Source organism: Escherichia sp. SCLE84 (assembly GCF_012584495.1).
Classification (GTDB): domain Bacteria; phylum Pseudomonadota; class Gammaproteobacteria; order Enterobacterales; family Enterobacteriaceae; genus ECMA0423.
Map to the genome: position 1 here is coordinate 3,854,245 of NZ_CP051430.1, position 17,901 is coordinate 3,872,145.

20 protein-coding genes are annotated in these 17,901 nt (G+C 53.1%); 10 read left to right on the forward strand and 10 right to left on the reverse strand.

Annotated elements, in window-relative coordinates:
- Nucleotides 1–102 precede the first annotated feature (102 nt).
- The 4 genes from nlpI (at nucleotide 103) to mtr (ending at nucleotide 4,454) form a co-directional block, all read left to right on the forward strand.
- Nucleotides 103–987 carry a lipoprotein NlpI gene (gene nlpI / locus HGD79_RS18695; RefSeq protein WP_000802080.1) on the forward strand — a complete coding sequence of 295 codons (885 nt, stop codon included), beginning with the start codon at nucleotides 103–105 and terminating at the stop codon, nucleotides 985–987.
- Nucleotides 988–1,093: 106 nt separating this feature from the next.
- Nucleotides 1,094–1,174 carry a protein YrbN gene (gene yrbN, locus HGD79_RS18700; protein ID WP_010723222.1) on the forward strand — a complete coding sequence of 27 codons (81 nt, stop codon included), beginning with the start codon at nucleotides 1,094–1,096 and terminating at the stop codon, nucleotides 1,172–1,174.
- Nucleotides 1,167–3,056: an ATP-dependent RNA helicase DeaD gene (gene deaD, locus HGD79_RS18705; protein WP_001295553.1), complete on the forward strand. Its 1,890-nt coding sequence runs from the start codon at nucleotides 1,167–1,169 to the stop codon at nucleotides 3,054–3,056. Before yrbN ends, deaD begins: the two co-directional genes overlap by 8 nt.
- A 153-nt stretch (nucleotides 3,057–3,209) precedes the next feature.
- Nucleotides 3,210–4,454, forward strand: coding sequence for a tryptophan permease (gene mtr / locus HGD79_RS18710; protein ID WP_000224340.1), 1,245 nt, complete (start codon nucleotides 3,210–3,212; stop codon nucleotides 4,452–4,454).
- A 117-nt stretch (nucleotides 4,455–4,571) separates the two neighbouring features.
- Here mtr and HGD79_RS18715 read toward each other — a convergent pair whose 3' ends face one another.
- From HGD79_RS18715 to HGD79_RS18725, 3 genes are all read right to left on the reverse strand, one after another.
- Nucleotides 4,572–5,579, reverse strand: a complete 1,008-nt coding sequence (locus tag HGD79_RS18715; protein WP_000130380.1) for a luciferase-like monooxygenase — start codon at nucleotides 5,577–5,579, stop codon at nucleotides 4,572–4,574.
- A 205-nt stretch (nucleotides 5,580–5,784) separates the two neighbouring features.
- Nucleotides 5,785–6,663: a U32 family peptidase gene (locus HGD79_RS18720; protein WP_001301318.1), complete on the reverse strand. Its 879-nt coding sequence runs from the start codon at nucleotides 6,661–6,663 to the stop codon at nucleotides 5,785–5,787.
- Nucleotides 6,664–6,671: 8 nt separating this feature from the next.
- Nucleotides 6,672–7,667 carry a peptidase U32 family protein gene (locus tag HGD79_RS18725; protein WP_000421305.1) on the reverse strand — a complete coding sequence of 332 codons (996 nt, stop codon included), beginning with the start codon at nucleotides 7,665–7,667 and terminating at the stop codon, nucleotides 6,672–6,674.
- Nucleotides 7,668–7,875: 208 nt separating this feature from the next.
- Between HGD79_RS18725 and HGD79_RS18730 the strand changes: the two genes are divergently transcribed.
- A complete protein-coding gene (locus HGD79_RS18730) occupies nucleotides 7,876–8,400 on the forward strand; it encodes an SCP2 domain-containing protein (protein ID WP_112921149.1) in 525 nt (174 codons plus the stop codon).
- Nucleotides 8,394–8,897: an N-acetyltransferase gene (locus tag HGD79_RS18735; RefSeq protein ID WP_000908554.1), complete on the forward strand. Its 504-nt coding sequence runs from the start codon at nucleotides 8,394–8,396 to the stop codon at nucleotides 8,895–8,897. The genes HGD79_RS18730 and HGD79_RS18735 overlap by 7 nt, the downstream gene beginning before the upstream one ends.
- Here the strand turns inward: HGD79_RS18735 and yhbQ are convergent.
- A complete protein-coding gene (gene yhbQ, locus HGD79_RS18740; RefSeq protein WP_000189314.1) occupies nucleotides 8,884–9,186 on the reverse strand; it encodes a DNA damage response exodeoxyribonuclease YhbQ in 303 nt (100 codons plus the stop codon). The two genes, HGD79_RS18735 and yhbQ, sit on opposite strands and share 14 nt — an antisense overlap.
- Before the next feature lie 50 nt (nucleotides 9,187–9,236).
- Here yhbQ and HGD79_RS18745 point away from each other — a divergent pair, with 50 nt between their 5' ends.
- Nucleotides 9,237–9,680 (forward strand): YhbP family protein, encoded by a 444-nt coding sequence (locus HGD79_RS18745; protein WP_050938906.1) that lies wholly within the window; start codon nucleotides 9,237–9,239, stop codon nucleotides 9,678–9,680.
- Here the strand turns inward: HGD79_RS18745 and yhbO are convergent.
- On the reverse strand, nucleotides 9,660–10,178 hold the full coding sequence (yhbO, locus tag HGD79_RS18750; protein WP_000037593.1) for a protein/nucleic acid deglycase: 519 nt from the start codon (nucleotides 10,176–10,178) through the stop codon (nucleotides 9,660–9,662). The genes HGD79_RS18745 and yhbO overlap by 21 nt on opposite strands.
- A 127-nt stretch (nucleotides 10,179–10,305) precedes the next feature.
- Between yhbO and HGD79_RS18755 the strand changes: the two genes are divergently transcribed.
- On the forward strand, nucleotides 10,306–10,941 hold the full coding sequence (locus tag HGD79_RS18755; RefSeq protein ID WP_000084526.1) for an NAD(P)H-binding protein: 636 nt from the start codon (nucleotides 10,306–10,308) through the stop codon (nucleotides 10,939–10,941).
- Nucleotides 10,942–11,013: 72 nt separating this feature from the next.
- Nucleotides 11,014–12,054, forward strand: a complete 1,041-nt coding sequence (locus tag HGD79_RS18760) for a permease (protein ID WP_032222356.1) — start codon at nucleotides 11,014–11,016, stop codon at nucleotides 12,052–12,054.
- A gap of 204 nt (nucleotides 12,055–12,258) precedes the next feature.
- Here HGD79_RS18760 and dolP read toward each other — a convergent pair whose 3' ends face one another.
- The 4 genes from dolP to lpoA are packed head-to-tail and all read right to left on the reverse strand — an operon-like array spanning nucleotide 12,259 to nucleotide 15,843.
- Nucleotides 12,259–12,834 (reverse strand): division/outer membrane stress-associated lipid-binding lipoprotein, encoded by a 576-nt coding sequence (gene dolP, locus HGD79_RS18765; protein WP_000646033.1) that lies wholly within the window; start codon nucleotides 12,832–12,834, stop codon nucleotides 12,259–12,261.
- 9 nt (nucleotides 12,835–12,843) lie between these two features.
- The gene (gene diaA / locus HGD79_RS18770) at nucleotides 12,844–13,434 is read right to left on the reverse strand and encodes a DnaA initiator-associating protein DiaA (RefSeq protein ID WP_001158034.1); all 591 of its coding nucleotides are present in this window, start codon (nucleotides 13,432–13,434) and stop codon (nucleotides 12,844–12,846) included.
- 19 nt (nucleotides 13,435–13,453) lie between these two features.
- Entirely contained in the window at nucleotides 13,454–13,849 is a 396-nt protein-coding gene (locus HGD79_RS18775; protein WP_000246855.1) for a YraN family protein, read from the reverse strand.
- Nucleotides 13,807–15,843, reverse strand: coding sequence for a penicillin-binding protein activator LpoA (gene lpoA / locus HGD79_RS18780; RefSeq protein ID WP_096147528.1), 2,037 nt, complete (start codon nucleotides 15,841–15,843; stop codon nucleotides 13,807–13,809). The genes HGD79_RS18775 and lpoA overlap by 43 nt, the downstream gene beginning before the upstream one ends.
- A gap of 63 nt (nucleotides 15,844–15,906) precedes the next feature.
- Here lpoA and rsmI point away from each other — a divergent pair, with 63 nt between their 5' ends.
- Nucleotides 15,907–16,767, forward strand: a complete 861-nt coding sequence (gene rsmI, locus HGD79_RS18785) for a 16S rRNA (cytidine(1402)-2'-O)-methyltransferase (protein WP_000809264.1) — start codon at nucleotides 15,907–15,909, stop codon at nucleotides 16,765–16,767.
- 42 nt (nucleotides 16,768–16,809) lie between these two features.
- Here rsmI and HGD79_RS18790 read toward each other — a convergent pair whose 3' ends face one another.
- Nucleotides 16,810–17,901, reverse strand: coding sequence for a fimbrial protein (locus HGD79_RS18790; protein ID WP_001461612.1), 1,092 nt, complete (start codon nucleotides 17,899–17,901; stop codon nucleotides 16,810–16,812).

The window sequence follows — 17,901 nt, forward strand, 5'->3', positions numbered from 1 at the left end:
CATTTGCCCTCCGCTGCGGCGGGGGGCTTTTAACCGGGCAGGACGCCTTGTTAGCAACCGGGAACAGGACGTTCATTCAACCGTGGTCTTCGGGAGTGGGAAATGAAGCCTTTTTTGCGCTGGTGTTTCGTTGCGACAGCACTTACGCTTGCAGGATGCAGTAATACTTCCTGGCGTAAAAGTGAAGTCCTCGCGGTACCATTGCAACCGACTTTACAGCAGGAAGTGATTCTGGCACGTATGGAACAAATCCTTGCCAGTCGGGCTTTAACCGATGACGAACGCGCACAGCTTTTATATGAGCGCGGAGTGTTGTATGATAGTCTCGGTCTGAGGGCATTAGCGCGTAACGATTTTTCGCAAGCGCTGGCAATCCGACCGGATATGCCTGAAGTATTCAATTACTTAGGCATATATTTAACGCAGGCAGGCAATTTTGATGCTGCCTATGAAGCGTTTGATTCTGTACTTGAGCTTGATCCAACTTACAACTACGCGCACTTGAATCGCGGGATCGCATTATATTACGGCGGTCGTGACAAGTTAGCGCAAGATGATCTGCTGGCGTTTTATCAAGACGATCCCAATGATCCTTTCCGTAGTCTGTGGCTTTATCTCGCCGAGCAGAAGCTCGATGAGAAGCAGGCTAAAGAAGTGTTGAAACAGCACTTCGAAAAATCGGATAAGGAACAGTGGGGATGGAACATTGTCGAGTTCTACCTGGGCAACATTAGCGAACAAACGTTAATGGAAAGGCTCAAGGCGGACGCAACGGATAACACCTCGCTCGCTGAGCATCTCAGTGAAACCAACTTCTATTTAGGTAAGTACTACCTAAGTCTGGGGGATTTGGACAGCGCCACGGCACTGTTCAAACTGGCGGTTGCCAACAACGTTCATAACTTTGTTGAGCACCGATACGCATTGTTGGAATTATCGCTCCTGGGCCAGGACCAAGATGACCTGGCAGAATCGGACCAGCAATAGCTGACGTACACATCAGCCCGTAATCTTTTTTGATTGCCATCACCTTAACGGGTGAGGGCGTTGTTGTTCGTTAATACACCTACTTTGAGCCGGTTCACACTTTTCAATGAAAATTGCTGATCAATTTCATGATGAGTTATGTAGACTGGCCGCCATTAATTTTGAGGCACACGTACTACATGGCTGAATTCGAAACCACTTTTGCAGATCTGGGCCTGAAGGCTCCTATCCTTGAAGCCCTTAACGATCTGGGTTACGAAAAACCATCTCCAATTCAGGCAGAGTGTATTCCACATCTGCTGAATGGCCGCGACGTTCTGGGTATGGCCCAGACGGGGAGCGGAAAAACTGCAGCATTCTCTTTACCTCTGTTGCAGAATCTTGATCCTGAGCTGAAAGCACCACAGATTCTGGTGCTGGCACCGACCCGCGAACTGGCGGTACAGGTTGCTGAAGCAATGACGGATTTCTCTAAACACATGCGCGGCGTAAATGTGGTTGCTCTGTACGGCGGCCAGCGTTATGACGTGCAATTACGCGCCCTGCGTCAGGGGCCGCAGATCGTTGTCGGTACTCCGGGCCGTCTGCTGGACCACCTGAAACGTGGCACTCTGGACCTCTCTAAACTGAGCGGTCTGGTTCTGGATGAAGCTGACGAAATGCTGCGCATGGGCTTCATCGAAGACGTTGAAACCATTATGGCGCAGATCCCGGAAGGTCATCAGACCGCTCTGTTCTCTGCAACCATGCCGGAAGCGATTCGTCGCATTACCCGCCGCTTTATGAAAGAGCCGCAGGAAGTGCGCATTCAGTCCAGCGTGACTACCCGTCCTGACATCAGCCAGAGCTACTGGACTGTCTGGGGTATGCGCAAAAACGAAGCACTGGTACGTTTCCTGGAAGCGGAAGATTTTGATGCGGCGATTATCTTCGTTCGTACCAAAAACGCGACTCTGGAAGTGGCTGAAGCTCTTGAGCGTAACGGCTACAACAGCGCCGCGCTGAACGGTGACATGAACCAGGCGCTGCGTGAACAGACACTGGAACGCCTGAAAGATGGTCGTCTGGACATCCTGATTGCGACCGACGTTGCAGCCCGTGGCCTGGACGTTGAGCGTATCAGCCTGGTAGTTAACTACGATATCCCGATGGATTCTGAGTCTTACGTTCACCGTATCGGTCGTACCGGTCGTGCGGGTCGTGCTGGCCGCGCGCTGCTGTTCGTTGAGAACCGCGAGCGTCGTCTGCTGCGCAACATTGAACGTACTATGAAGCTGACTATTCCGGAAGTAGAACTGCCGAACGCAGAACTGCTGGGCAAACGCCGTCTGGAAAAATTCGCCGCTAAAGTACAGCAGCAGCTGGAAAGCAGCGATCTGGATCAATACCGCGCACTGCTGAGCAAAATTCAGCCGACTGCAGAAGGTGAAGAGCTGGATCTCGAAACTCTGGCTGCGGCACTGCTGAAAATGGCACAGGGTGAACGTACTCTGATCGTACCGCCAGATGCGCCGATGCGTCCGAAACGTGAATTCCGTGACCGTGATGACCGTGGTCCGCGCGATCGTAACGACCGTGGCCCGCGTGGTGACCGTGAAGATCGTCCGCGTCGTGAACGTCGTGATGTTGGCGATATGCAGCTGTACCGCATTGAAGTGGGCCGCGATGATGGTGTTGAAGTTCGTCATATCGTTGGTGCGATTGCTAACGAAGGCGACATCAGCAGCCGTTACATTGGTAACATCAAGCTGTTTGCTTCTCACTCCACCATCGAACTGCCGAAAGGTATGCCGGGTGAAGTGCTGCAACACTTTACGCGCACTCGCATTCTCAACAAGCCGATGAACATGCAGTTACTGGGCGATGCACAGCCGCATACTGGCGGTGAGCGTCGTGGCGGTGGTCGTGGTTTCGGTGGCGAACGTCGTGAAGGCGGTCGTAACTTCAGCGGTGAACGCCGTGAAGGTGGCCGTGGTGATGGTCGTCGTTTTAGCGGCGAACGTCGTGAAGGCCGCGCTCCGCGTCGTGATGACTCTACCGGTCGTCGTCGTTTCGGTGGTGATGCGTAATCATCGCTGAACAGCGAACACAATCTGTAAAATAATATATACAGCCCCGATTTTTACCATCGGGGCTTTTTTTCTGTCTTTTGTACTCGTGTACTGGTACAGTGCAATGCATAACAACGCAGTCGCACTATTTTTCACTGGAGAGAAGCCCTCATGGCAACACTAACCACCACCCAAACGTCACCGTCGCTGCTTGGCGGCGTGGTGATTATCGGCGGCACCATTATTGGCGCAGGGATGTTTTCTCTGCCAGTGGTCATGTCCGGGGCGTGGTTTTTCTGGTCAATGGCGGCGCTGATCTTTACCTGGTTCTGTATGCTGCATTCCGGCTTGATGATTCTGGAAGCTAACCTGAATTACCGAATCGGTTCGAGTTTTGACACCATCACCAAAGATTTGCTGGGCAAAGGCTGGAACGTGGTCAACGGTATTTCCATTGCCTTTGTGCTCTATATCCTGACCTATGCCTATATTTCTGCCAGTGGTTCAATTCTGCATCACACCTTCGCAGAGATGTCGCTAAACGTCCCGGCACGGGCGGCGGGTTTTGGTTTTGCACTGCTGGTAGCGTTTGTGGTGTGGTTGAGTACTAAGGCCGTCAGCCGCATGACGGCGATTGTGCTGGGGGCGAAAGTCATTACCTTCTTCCTCACCTTTGGCAGCCTGTTGGGGCATGTGCAGCCTGCGACATTGTTCAACGTTGCAGAAAGCAATGCATCTTATGCGCCGTATCTGCTGATGACATTGCCGTTCTGCCTGGCGTCGTTTGGTTATCACGGTAACGTGCCAAGCCTGATGAAGTATTACGGCAAAGATCCGAAAACCATCGTGAAATGCCTGGTGTACGGTACGCTGATGGCACTGGCGCTGTATACCATCTGGTTGCTGGCGACGATGGGTAACATCCCGCGTCCGGAGTTTATCGGTATTGCAGAGAAGGGCGGTAATATTGATGTGCTGGTACAGGCATTAAGCGGCGTGCTGAACAGCCGTAGCCTGGACCTTCTGCTGGTCGTGTTCTCAAACTTTGCGGTAGCGAGTTCGTTCCTTGGCGTAACGCTGGGTTTGTTTGACTATCTGGCAGATCTGTTTGGTTTCGATGACTCAGCCCTGGGGCGCTTGAAAACGGCATTGCTGACCTTTGCCCCGCCTGTTGTGGGTGGTCTACTGTTCCCGAACGGATTCCTGTACGCCATTGGTTATGCTGGTTTAGCAGCTACCATCTGGGCGGCAATTGTTCCGGCGCTGTTAGCCCGCGCATCGCGTAAACGCTTTGGCAGCCCGAAATTCCGCGTCTGGGGCGGCAAGCCGATGATTACGCTGATTCTGGTGTTTGGCGTTGGCAACGCACTGGTCCATATTTTATCGAGCTTTAATTTACTGCCGGTGTATCAGTAATCAGCGGTGCCTTATCCGACATTTCTGCTGCCTACACAATGCCTGATGCGCTTCGCTTATCAGGTCTACGTAGGACAGCGTTGCCAGCTCGGATAAGGCTTCCCGCGTTAAGACACACTATCCCAACAACTCTTCCTTAACATCCATCGCCAGCTCAAACGAATGCAGCCGCGCCTGGTGGTCGAAAATCTGCCCGTTGACCATAATCTCATCGGCGTCGGTTTCGCGCAGGATCGACTGCAAGCCATGACGCACTTTCGCTTTATCACCTACCAACGACATACTCAGCGCCTGCTGCACACCATACTGTTCGGACGGCGACCAGAACTGATCCATATTTTGAATCGGTGGCGGCAGTTGCCCGGTTTCGCCACGGCGCAACTTCACAAAGGCTTGCTGCATTGAGGTAAACAGAAACTCAGCGTCGCGGTTGCTATCGGCGGCGATAATATTGATGCACACCATCGCGTATGGTTTTTCCAGTCGTGCCGACGGTTTGAAGTTGCTGCGATAAAGATGCAGCGCCTGGAACAACATATCCGGCGCGAAGTGTGAGGCAAACGCGAACGGCAGACCAAGCTGCGCCGCCAGTTGCGCGCTGTAAAGGCTGGAGCCTAACAACCACACGGGGATTTTCTCGCCATAGCCTGGTACCGGGCGCACATGCGGATTGGGATCGCGGGCGTCAAACCAGTCCACCAGCTCCGCGACATCGCGGGGGAAATTATCAATATCGCCGCTCATATGGCGACGCAGCGCCATCATTGTCCGTTGGTCACTACCTGGCGCACGACCCAGCCCCAAATCGATTCGCCCCGGATAGAGTGTATTGAGCGTGCCGAACTGTTCGGCAATGACCAACGGTGAGTGGTTAGGCAACATCACGCCGCCAGACCCCAGATGCAGCGTGGTGGTATTCGCCGCCAGATAGCCAATCAATACCGACGTGGCAGCACTGGCAATGCCAGTCATATTGTGGTGTTCTGCCAGCCAGTAGCGATGATAGCCGCGCTTTTCAGCCAGACGGGCGAGATCGAGAGAGTGGGAGAATGCTTCTCGCGCTGAAGAACCTTCGGGAATGGGGGCCAGATCGAGTAGCGAAAACGCAATGGTTTTATCAGTCATAACAGCTCACTTTGTTACCGATTAATCTTTAATACTGCATTAAAGAGTAGTTAAAGTTGTTAACAAAGTGAGCTGTGCTCTAAATAATTCGAGTTGCAGGAAGGCGACAAGAGAGTGAATCCCCAGGAGCTTACATAAGTAAGTGACTGGGGTGAACGAATGCAGATGCAGCACATGCAACTTGAAGTATGACGAGCATATTTACTTAGGCTTGCAGCTCCAGTCCTGCCAGCCGCCGCCAGTAGCCGTTACAGTCGCTGTTTGCCGTCAACGGTAGTGGCGCAGCGCCATTTTCATTAGCGCGGAAGGCGTCGAGCATCGCGAAAGTGTCAGTACCCTGCGGTGACAGGCGGACCACATCAACCAGGCCCTGCATGGATGCCAGCTCGTTACCGAGGTTGTAAACGTAGCCGCTCATGGTCTGAATGCCATTGAGTACAAACACTTGTTGGTTTTCCTGCGACAGCACGTTGCGCCCGTTCGGATACTTAATGCAGCAGGTTTCACACTCATCTTTCGGGCGGTCTTCCGAACGCGCGGTAAAGCAGCGGGCGGAGTAGGCCAGCGGCAGATGACCGTAGCTCAGGACTTCCACTTCAAACTGGTTACGAATGCCCAGCTCATCGCACTGATTAAGCAGATTCACCAGCCAGTCGCGGGAAAGCTCCACTGGCATACACCAGCGCATCATGCCCTGTTTGAGCAATATTTTCAGTGTCACCGCGTTGTAGCAGTTCAGCGCGTGCCCGGCGACGAACGGCAGTTTGCGTTCAGCGCACATATTCACCACGCCGAGATCGCTGGCTTCAATCAGAAACTCACCGTTCTCAACATAGCGTTTCAGTTCGCCCAGTTCAGATGATGCCTGCACCAGCGCCAGCGTGGAGAGCACAATCTGCTTACCACTCCCGGCGAGCGATTTTGCCATCTCCAGCCAGTCGCCAACTTTGGTTGCCCGACGCTTGCTGCATACCGCTTCACCAAGATAAATCACGTCGGCGCTGCTGGTGGCGGCCTGCTGATAAAATTCTTCCAGCGTCTCTTTTGGCCAGTACCACAGCACTGGCCCTAAGGAATATTTCATTGCTTTTCTCACTGCCATTTACGGTGATATGCGCCAAGAGTGGTTTGCGTGCCTTCGGACATCGACCCGAGCGTCTCCATCCACGCGCTTTGCGGTACAAAGTTTTGCGGATCGGCCTTACAACGGTCGATAGCCTGACGCCAGACTTTCGCCACCTGGCTGACATACGCCGGGCTACGCTGGCGGCCTTCAATTTTCACCGAAGCAATATTCGCAGCCATTAACTCCGGCAGCAGTTCCAGGGTATTGAGACTGGTTGGTTCTTCCAGCGCGTGATAGCGCTCGCCGTCCACCAGATAACGCCCTTTACACAGCGTCGGATAACCTGCGTTTTCGCCGTCCTGATAACGGTCGATCAGCACTTCGTTCAGGCGGGATTCCAGCCCCTGCGGCGTTTGTTGCCAGCGCACGAAACGGGCCGGAGAACACGCTCCCACGGTGTTGGGCGACTCACCCGTCAGATACGACGACAGATAGCAACGACCTTCCGACATAATGCACAGGCTGCCGAAAGCAAACACTTCCAGCGGGACAGGAGTAACCCGTGCCAGCTGTTTCACCTGATGAATCGACAACACGCGCGGCAGCACCACGCGAGCAACGTCAAAATGGCGATGATAAAAGTTAATCGCCTCTTCATTGGTCGCCGAAGCCTGCACTGACACATGACGCTCAATATGCGGGTAACGCTCGGCGGCGTACTCCAGCATGGCGAGGTCGGCGAGGATCAGCGCGTCGGCACCCAGCTGCGCCGCCATATCCACGGCGCGCTGCCAACGGGCGTAACCGTCCGGATGCGCAAAAGTGTTAATCGCGATGTGAAGTTTGCGGCGATGTTGATGGACAAAACTCACCGCTTCCTGCAATTTTTTCTCGGTAAAGTTAAGGCCGGCGAAGTGACGGGCATTAGTATCATCTTTTAGCCCGATATAAACAGCATCTGCGCCGTTTTCGATGGCCGCCTTAAGCGCCGGGAGATTTCCGGCAGGGCAGAGCAGCTCCATAATTTTTCCTGAAGGTTGCGCTATCAAAACGCAAAAATGTTAACGAACTGGGATTTTAGTTAACCTTGCTGCGACAATTTTTGATTTAAGGCAGTTAAAGTTGTATTGGTGGTAGCAGCAATTTCATATGGAATTGTTGATTTATACCGCTATGTTATTTTTCTGATATGGCAAAATAGGATGATTGTTGAAACAGGGAGTAAAACTCGTGTTGGATAAACTGCGTTCCCGTATTGTGCATTTGGGGCCATCTCTGTTGAGTGTACCGGTAAAACTGACGCCATTTGCGCTAAAACGCCAGGTTCTTGAGCAGGTCTTAAGCTGGCAATTCCGTCAGGCGCTGGATGATGGCGAGCTGGAGTTTCTTGAAGGCCGCTGGTTAAGTATTCATGTGCGTGATATTGACCTGCAATGGTTTACCTCGGTGGTGAATGGCAAACTGGTGGTCAGCCAGAACGCGCAAGCTGATGTGAGTTTTAGTGCCGACGCCAGCGATCTGCTGATGATTGCGGCGCGTAAACAAGATCCGGATACGCTCTTCTTCCAGCGTCGGCTGGTGATTGAAGGCGATACGGAGCTGGGGCTGTATGTGAAAAACCTGATGGACGCCATTGAACTGGAGCAAATGCCGAAAGCCTTACGCATGATGCTGCTGCAACTGGCGGATTTTGTTGAGGCGGGAATGAAAACCGCGCTTGAAACCAAACAGACATCGGTAGGTGAACCATGCTAATTCGAGTAGAAATTCCCATTGATGCGCCGGGTATTGATGCCCTGCTGCGTCGCTCATTCGAAAGTGATGCGGAAGCGAAGCTGGTTCACGATCTGCGTGAAGATGGCTTTCTGACGCTGGGGCTGGTGGCGACAGATGACGAAGGTCAGGTCATTGGCTATGTGGCATTTAGTCCGGTTGATGTGCAGGGCGAAGACCTGCAATGGGTCGGCATGGCACCGTTGGCGGTTGATGAAAAATACCGTGGACAGGGGCTGGCACGCCAACTGGTCTATGAAGGACTCGATTCGCTTAATGAGTTCGGCTATGCCGCAGTGGTGACGCTGGGCGATCCGGCGCTGTACAGTCGTTTCGGCTTTGAACTGGCGGCGCATCACGATCTGCGTTGCCGCTGGCCGGGCACTGAAAGCGCCTTCCAGGTACATCGTTTAGCGGATGACGCGCTGAATGGCGTTACCGGCCTGGTTGAGTATCACGAGCATTTCAATCGCTTTTAATCTCCGGGGTTTGCAGACTGCTTAACAGCTCTGCAAACCCTGCGCCTTCCGCTACCAGACGCTCTTTTTGCCGTTTGGTCAGTTGCTTAACGCGATATTCCGCCCGTAACGCCAGCGAACGATCGCCCACTGGAGCAGAAAACGCCAGCGTCAGTTCTCCTTTCCCGCGCAGTGCTTTCGCCCCTTTGCCGCTTTGGTGCTGCTGATAGCGGCGTTCGACATCCGTGGTGATCCCGGTATAAAGCTTATTGTCGGCGGTACGGATCAAGTAAAGAAACCAGGGTGTCATCGTCTGCATCGCATGTTAAGGTCAGGCCCACAGTATAAAAGAGAACAGCAATGGAAACACTCATCGCCATCAGCCGTTGGCTGGCAAAACAACATGTTGTCACCTGGTGTGTGCAGCAGGAAGGGGAACTCTGGTGCGCTAATGCCTTTTATCTTTTTGATGCGCAGAAAGTCGCCTTCTACATTTTGACGGAAGAAAAAACGCGCCACGCGCAGATGAGCGGGCCGCAGGCGGCAGTTGCCGGAACGGTAAACGGTCAGCCGAAAACGGTAGCGTTAATTCGCGGTGTGCAGTTTAAAGGTGAGATCCGCAGGCTGGAAGGTGAGGAAAGCGACCTCGCGCGCAATGCGTACAATCGTCGCTTTCCGGTTGCCAGAATGCTGTCGGCCCCGGTGTGGGAAATCCGGCTCGATGAAATCAAATTCACCGACAACACGCTGGGCTTTGGTAAAAAAATGATTTGGCTACGCGACTCAGGCACCGAGCAGGCGTAACGCCTCGCGGTTAAACGCTGGCAGATCGTCCGGTGTCCGGCTGGTAACCAGCTGATCTTTATCAACCACGACTTCCTGATCGTAAAATTCCGCGCCCGCATTTTTAACATCAATAATGATCGGTTTAACTGCGGTCAGTTTGCGCCCCCGAATCACATCGGCGCTGATCAGCAACTGCGGGCCGTGACAGATGGCAAACACCGGTTTGCCACTATTCACAAAATCACGGGTAAAGGTGACAAAACGGTTGTCCCCACGCAGATAATCCGGTGAATGGCCGCCCGGTAGCAGCAGGGCATCAAACTCCGCAGGCGTCACTTCATCGATGGATTTATCGATGGTCACGCTGGCTTCTCCTTTTTTGCCTTTCACCGTTTTACCCGCTTGTTTTTCAATGGTAATCACTTCGTGTCCGGCTTTACGGAACTCGTCTGCGGGTGAAGTAAATTCTGAATCTTCAAATTCATCACTGATTAAAACGGCAATTTTCTTACTCATGCTTCCTCCGCGTTGTTGCATTGGATGAGGCGAATTTCCCACAATCGGGGATAATTACCTCATGGTCTATTAAGCCTGGTGCATGAGCCGTGGAGCGCAAGGCAGACAATTCTGTAAAGGAGCGAAGATGAGTCAGGTACTGATTACAGGCGCAACGGGGCTGGTGGGCGGTCACCTGCTGCGGATGTTGATTAACGAACCGAAAGTTAACGCCATAGCCGCGCCGACGCGACGTCCGTTGGGCGATATGCCCGGGGTGTTTAATCCCCATGATCCGCAACTGACTGACGCGCTGGCGCAGGTCACCGATCCCATCGACATTGTGTTTTGTTGTCTCGGTACCACGCGGCGAGAAGCGGGGAGCAAAGAGGCGTTTATTCATGCCGATTACACGCTGGTAGTGGATACCGCATTAACCGGGCGGCGACTGGGCGCGCAGCATATGCTGGTGGTCAGTGCTATGGGTGCCAATGCCCACTCGCCGTTTTTCTATAACCGCGTCAAAGGGGAGATGGAAGAAGCATTAATCGCCCAGAACTGGCCGAAATTGACCATTGCTCGCCCGTCGATGTTACTGGGCGATCGTAGCAAACAGCGGATGAACGAAACGCTTTTTGCGCCGCTGTTCCGTTTGTTACCCGGTAACTGGAAATCCATTGATGCGAGAGACGTGGCGCGGGTCATGCTGGCAGAGGCGATGCGGCCTGAGCATGAAGGCGTGACGATTTTAAGCTCTTCAGAATTACGCAAAAGAGCTGAATAATTATTCCCAAGGATTGATAGTGAGCGTAATATTCACGCGCTCAATTATCATAACTTATTCCTGGGGAATGCTATGACTGGTCAGTCTTCATCTCAGGCGGCAACGCCCATTCAGTGGTGGAAACCCGCGCTTTTCTTTCTCGTTGTCATTGCCGGTCTCTGGTATGTGAAATGGCAACCTTACTACGGCAAAGCGTTTACTGCAGCCGAAACCCACAGTATCGGTAAATCTATCCTTGCGCAGGCGGATGCTAATCCGTGGCAAGCGGCGTTGGATTACGCGATGATCTATTTCCTCGCAGTATGGAAAGCGGCGGTGCTGGGGGTGATCCTCGGTTCGTTGATTCAGGTGCTGATCCCGCGTGACTGGTTGTTGCGTACGCTTGGGCAATCGCGCTTTCGCGGCACGCTGCTGGGAACGCTGTTTTCGCTGCCGGGCATGATGTGTACCTGCTGTGCGGCTCCGGTCGCGGCGGGAATGCGTCGCCAACAGGTGTCGATGGGCGGTGCGCTGGCATTCTGGATGGGGAATCCGTTGTTAAACCCGGCGACGCTGGTGTTTATGGGGTTCGTCCTCGGCTGGGGTTTTGCGGCGATTCGTCTGGTGGCGGGGCTGGTGATGGTGTTGCTGATTGCGACGCTGGTGCAAAAATGGGTGCGTGAAACACCGCAAACGCAGGCACCGGTCGAAATTGACATACCGGAAGCACAGGGCGGGTTTTTTAGCCGCTGGGGCAGGGCGCTATGGACGCTTTTCTGGAGTACGATCCCGGTTTACATCCTTGCAGTACTGGTGTTGGGTGCCGCTCGCGTCTGGTTATTCCCCCATGCCGATGGTGCTGTCGATAACAGCCTGATGTGGGTGGTGGCGATGGCGGTAGCAGGATGCTTGTTTGTCATTCCCACGGCAGCAGAAATTCCGATTGTACAAACGATGATGCTGGCAGGTATGGGAACCGCTCCGGCGCTGGCATTGTTGATGACGCTCCCGGCGGTGAGTTTGCCGTCACTGATTATGCTGCGCAAAGCGTTCCCGGCGAAAGCCTTATGGCTGACGGGGGCGATGGTGGCAGTGTCTGGTGTGATTGTCGGCGGGCTGGCGCTGTTGTTCTGATTTGAGGGAAAACATGTCGGATGCGGCGTAAACGCCTTATCTGACCTACGGTTTGTATCGTTGTAGGCCTGATAAGACGCGGCAAGCGTCGCATCAGGCAACAGCAGTCGGATGCGGCGTAAACACCTTATCTGACCTACGTTTTGTGTCGTTGTAGGCCTGATAAGACGCGGCAAGCGTCGCATCAGGCATTACAAGGGGCTGCTATTTAATAAACGTAAACGCCGTAGTTACCCGCTTCACGCCGCTCACCCGGCTGGCAATATCTGCCGCCGCTTTCGCTTCACGTTCAGTCACCAGCCCCATCAGGAACACTTCACCGTTTTCGGTGGTCACTTTCACGTTGGACGATTTCACCAGGTCGCTGGTTAAGAGCTGCGAACGCACTTTGGTGGTGATCCACGTATCGTTAGACGCTTCGCCCAGACCAATCGGCTGGCCCTGACGAATCTCGTTATACACTTCGTTGGCACCGTCTACGCCCATAGCAATCTGTTTGGCGCGAGCCGAAAGTTCAGCGTTTGGTGACTGCCCAACCAGCAGCACTTTGCCCTGATAGGCCGTTACATTAATGCGCGCTTCTTTCTTAATCTGTTCGTCTTTCGACAATGCGCTGTTCACGCGCACTTCCAGGGTACCATCGTCCACCTGGGTGCCGACACTGCGTGGGTCAGTTGCGGCTTTGGTACCCACAGCAGCGGTACCCACTACGGCAGCGGCAACACAACCTTGCAACAGCAGCGCGGAAATAAGGACTGCGATTGGCGATAATGCCTTCATGTATTCTCCTTAATCATCCTGGTGAGGGAAAAGCGTGTTATCGATCAGATCGCACAGGCAATTTACCGTCAGCATATGCATTTCCTGAATGCGAGCACTACGATGCGAAGGAATGCGGATCTCCACATCTTGTGGCCCTAACAAACCTGCAAGTTCGCCGCCGTCATAGCCGGTCAATGCCACAATGGTCATATCACGCGTAACGGCAGCTTCTACCGCTTTTACAATATCGCGGCTGTTGCCACGGGTGGAAATGGCTAACAATACATCTCCCGCATGACCCAGCGCCCGCACCTGTTTTGCATACACTTCATCATGTAAGCGATCGTTGGCAATCGCCGTTAAGACAACATTATCAGTATTTAGTGCAATGGCAGGTAAGCTGGGCCGCTCCGTTTCGAAACGGTTGATCATGCTGGCAGCAAAATGCTGTGCATTGGCAGCGGAAGTTCCATTACCACAACAGAGGATTTTGTTGCCATTGAGCAGAGACTGAACCAGCGTCATGGCTGCACGGGAGATGGCATCCGGAAGCGCCTCTGCCGCCGCAATTTGAGTTTGAATGCTTTCAGTGAAGCAAGCTTTAATTCTTTCTTGCACGCTAATCCTTAAACCTTAATTATGAGTGGTCATTAAAGGCATCCTTAATCCACTCAACCTCATTCCCGGTGAAGGCTACCACATCGAACCGGCAATCCACAGTATCAAAACTCCCATTATGACGCGCGAGCCACAAGCGGGCAGTCTGTAATAATTTGTGTTGTTTGCTGCGGGTCACACTGGCTGCCGCGCCGCCATAAAGCGCAGAGCGGCGATAGCGTACCTCGACAAAAACGGTGGTCCGGCCTTCACGCATTATCAGATCGATCTCGCCGCCACGCTCGTTCACGTTAGCGGCGACAAATCGCAGTCCTTTGCCTTCCAGCCAGCGACGCGCTTGTACTTCCCACGCATCGCCGGTCTGTTTGGTGGTTAACTGGCGGGGACTACCTGACCTTGTTGGTACTGTAGCCATGATAACTTCCTGTTAATCACGCAATCCGGGTTTGCCGTCAGGCTTCCGGTATTACCGTTGATTTCAAAACCCTGAACCTGGCGCATTTGTGAGAAATGATTTGCCAGCGACCAGGCATCGACGCCCATCGCATACATGCGAGCCAGTGAATAATCGTTATTCACCGCGCTGAGTGCCTGCTGCATTAACGGTAGATTACCGCCTGCCAGCATCGGGATTTCGCTGTACTGCAAGCCTTCCATCTCCAGTCGGAAATCCGGGCCAGCGGTCCCTTGCGCACTGCGGGAGCTGGCGTACAGCGTTGCACCGCTCTGGCTACCGTTACGCATGGCGATCATCGGTTTGATAAAAGCGATTTCACCCGGCGTTGCCACAATGTACACCGCATCGACACGACCGCCATTATTGGTGAACTGGTCATCGGTTGGCGTGGTTTGCAGCGTTGGATTGTTGGTCGTCATGCCGGAGTCGGTTGTCGCTCTGGGAGTAATCGGGGTACCCGTTAAAGCGATACCAGAACCGCCGTTAACACCCGCGCGTAATTCGCTGGTGGAACCAAATTTTTGTTGCAGAACGGTGCCGCCGCCCAGTTTCTGCCACTCTTGCGCAAACGCATTGGCTACGCGATCGCCCAATGAACTGCGTGGGATCAGCACCAGCGGCGCTTGTTTACCCTGGTCACGAATATGACGCGCTGCATCGCGCGCTTCGTCTTCCGGTGAAAGCGCGAAGTAACAAATATTGACGCGGTTTTCGATATTCTCCGGCTGGTTCAGTGCCAGCACGTTCAGCGGGGTGTTGCTCTTAAGCAACTCTTCAACGTTATTTTTCAGCAACGGACCAACCACAATACTCGCGCCATCCTGCTGAACCTGGCTTAAGATCTGGCTAAGTGGTTGTGATGAGGTATCGTAGATTTTCAGCTCTGCGGATGGATTTGCGGGTGCGCTTACCGCTGCGGTGCTTGTCGCCGGGGCGCTTACAGGCACCGGCTGGGCTGCAGGCTGTTCACCGGTCAGATCGCTAACCGAGGCTTGTGCCGGGCTGGCAACGCCATCCACGGTTTGCGGTTGAGGTTGTTCTGCTACGTCTGCGGCAGGTGCGGCAGCTACCTGAGCTGCCACTGGCTGAGTGCCGATATTTTTCGCCGCTTCAAAGCCTTGCTGAATAGTGCGACCAAATACCGCTGCCTGGCCATTCAGTGGCAACAGCAGGGCGATTTTGTTGGTCGAGGCTGGTTTAAACGCTTTTACGTTAACCAACTGCGTTGGCAGCATTTTCGCGCCCGGGTTGTTCGGATAACGTTTCTGCCAGTCGACGATCCCGGCTTTCATCATGTCGGGATCGTTACGGTTATCAAACCAGACGCGCTGCAGATCCAGCCAGCCTTGCAGAATATTTTCGTCGGCGTTGATCACCAGCGTATTCGCCTGTTCCTGAGTCATGGAGGAGAGCGCCTGCCAGGTGGCATCAATATTCTGCTGTTTTTCTTTCGCGCCAAGCAGCGGTTCCTGAGCAATTAACGCGCGCAGTAAATCAATGGAAGGACGCCCCTGGCTGGCATCGATTTTTGCCTGCCAGTAACGGGCTTGCTGGTTTTGTTCTAAATCGGCGGGTGTAATTTTCGCCAGCAAGTTTTGCGCGCCAGCAAAATCTTTCTGTGCCAGTTTAATCTCTACCGCCAGCAGTGTTTTCTCGCGACGCTGAGAATCGTTCAGTTCTTGCGGTAGTTGGTTAAACAACTCAACCGCCTGCCCGGTTTTACCTTCTTTCACCAGTGCACGAATGGCGAGTAATTGCCAGTTGATCCTGGTATCATCAGAGCTTTGCTGCATCTGCTGAAGATAAAAGGCAGAATCAGCCTGCGCCGTGCCCTGCATATAAGCAGTGGACTGATCGGGAGTATGGGTGCCACAACCGGCGAAAATCAGGGCTGCCAGAACAACAGGCAGACAACGCGCGGCTTTCAAACGAGAAAATGTTGAGGGTACCATAATGTATCCAGTGATATTTTTTTACGCAATGCTCAATATTAAATCGGCAATACGGACGACACAATGAAACAACACCAATCGGCGGATAATTCTCAGGGCCAGCTTTACATTGTACCGACGCCAATCGGCAATCTGGCGGATATCACCCAGCGAGCGTTAGAGGTATTACAGGCCGTTGATCTGATTGCCGCCGAGGATACTCGTCACACCGGTTTATTGCTGCAACATTTTGGGATTAATGCCCGGTTGTTTGCGCTGCACGACCATAACGAACAACAAAAAGCCGAAACGCTGCTGGCGAAGCTGCAAGAGGGGCAAAACATTGCGCTGGTTTCCGATGCCGGAACGCCGCTAATTAACGATCCTGGCTACCATCTGGTGCGTACCTGCCGTGAAGCGGGGATTCGTGTGGTGCCGCTACCCGGGCCGTGTGCTGCTATCACTGCGTTAAGCGCAGCGGGTTTACCCTCTGACCGTTTCTGTTACGAAGGCTTTTTACCTGCCAAATCAAAAGGCCGCCGTGATGCGCTAAAAGCCATTGAAGCGGAGCCGCGCACGCTGATTTTTTATGAATCTACCCACCGTCTGTTAGATAGCCTGGAAGATATCGTTGCGGTATTAGGCGAATCCCGCTACGTGGTTCTGGCGCGTGAGCTGACCAAAACCTGGGAAACCATTCACGGCGCGCCCGTTGGCGAACTGCTGGCGTGGGTAAAGGAAGATGAAAACCGTCGCAAAGGCGAAATGGTGCTGATTGTCGAAGGTCATAAAGCACAGGAAGAAGACTTACCCGCCGATGCCCTGCGCACGCTGGCGCTGCTACAGGCAGAACTGCCGCTGAAAAAAGCGGCGGCGCTGGTCGCAGAAATTCATGGCGTGAAGAAAAATGCGCTGTATAAGTATGCGCTGGAGCAGCAGGGGTAACAGTGCCGAAGCGTTGCGTTAATCAAAACGCAACGTCTTCTTTTACCGCACCATGACGGTAATGGTGGCTGTGCCCTGAAATTTTCCTGTTTCCAGCTCACCACCGACCAGATTAACTGGCCAGGCGCGCATATTGACGGTGCCATGCCCGGAAGGATCAACGGGAAGGATACCGTTCTGAAAAGGAATATTTGCAACTCCGCCGCCGAGATTTTCAATACGAATACCGACATCGGGCACATTGTCTGAACTTCTTCGCCTGGCGACCAGGTTGTACTGGTCTACTACCCCAGTTGTACCGTCGATGCGCATTTGCAACGAGTTTTTAATCTTTGAAGTATCACCACAGTCATAAGTGATATCAAAGTCTACTGGAGTAAAACCGTCTGGCATGGCATTGCGGGTGGTAAACTTCTGACCATTGATGAATCCAAAATTAACCTTAATAACATCGCCCTGATTAATTTTGCACGACTGTGGGGCGGTGAGATTTCCCTGAATCGATAACTTGACTAAATCATGGAAGTCACCTGTAGACGGGCTTCCCATTCCATCGACCCACGCGCCTTTAATGACGGCAATATCCGTTTTCGGAATGGTCATCGAGCCGAGAAATGGCTTGGTGACATACAGGGTAAAGGTGGTATTTGCACCAATATTAACGGGTCCATAACGAGACGTGTCACCCTGGCAAACACCCGTTTGGGTTGCAGCAGAATATACGGTGCTGCTTTTTATCTGTGTGAATCGGGTGTTAACAGAGACAACCTGGTCGGTTGTGAGTCCTGGAATGTCGTTTGCCTGTAATGTGGTTTTAATATCCAGGCTGTCATTGAGTTTGTAATATCCTGTCTGATGTCCAGTGGTGGTAAGTACGGGGCTGACCATATAGACAAGTTTAACTGCCTTACCCGCAGAGCAGGTACAGGCGTATTGCCAGTTAGTGCTACTTAGCGTGGCAGAGGTAAACTCCCGTCCTGTCACGTTATCTGTCTGGTTCACCGTAACATCATCAACCACACTGCTGTAATTTGTCGCACCGCTAGTGCTGTCAGCTCCACACCCTCCTGAGGAGGCATAAGCGCAGGATGTGGATATCAACAAAAGTCCTGTTATAAGAGGCGCTCTTTTCAT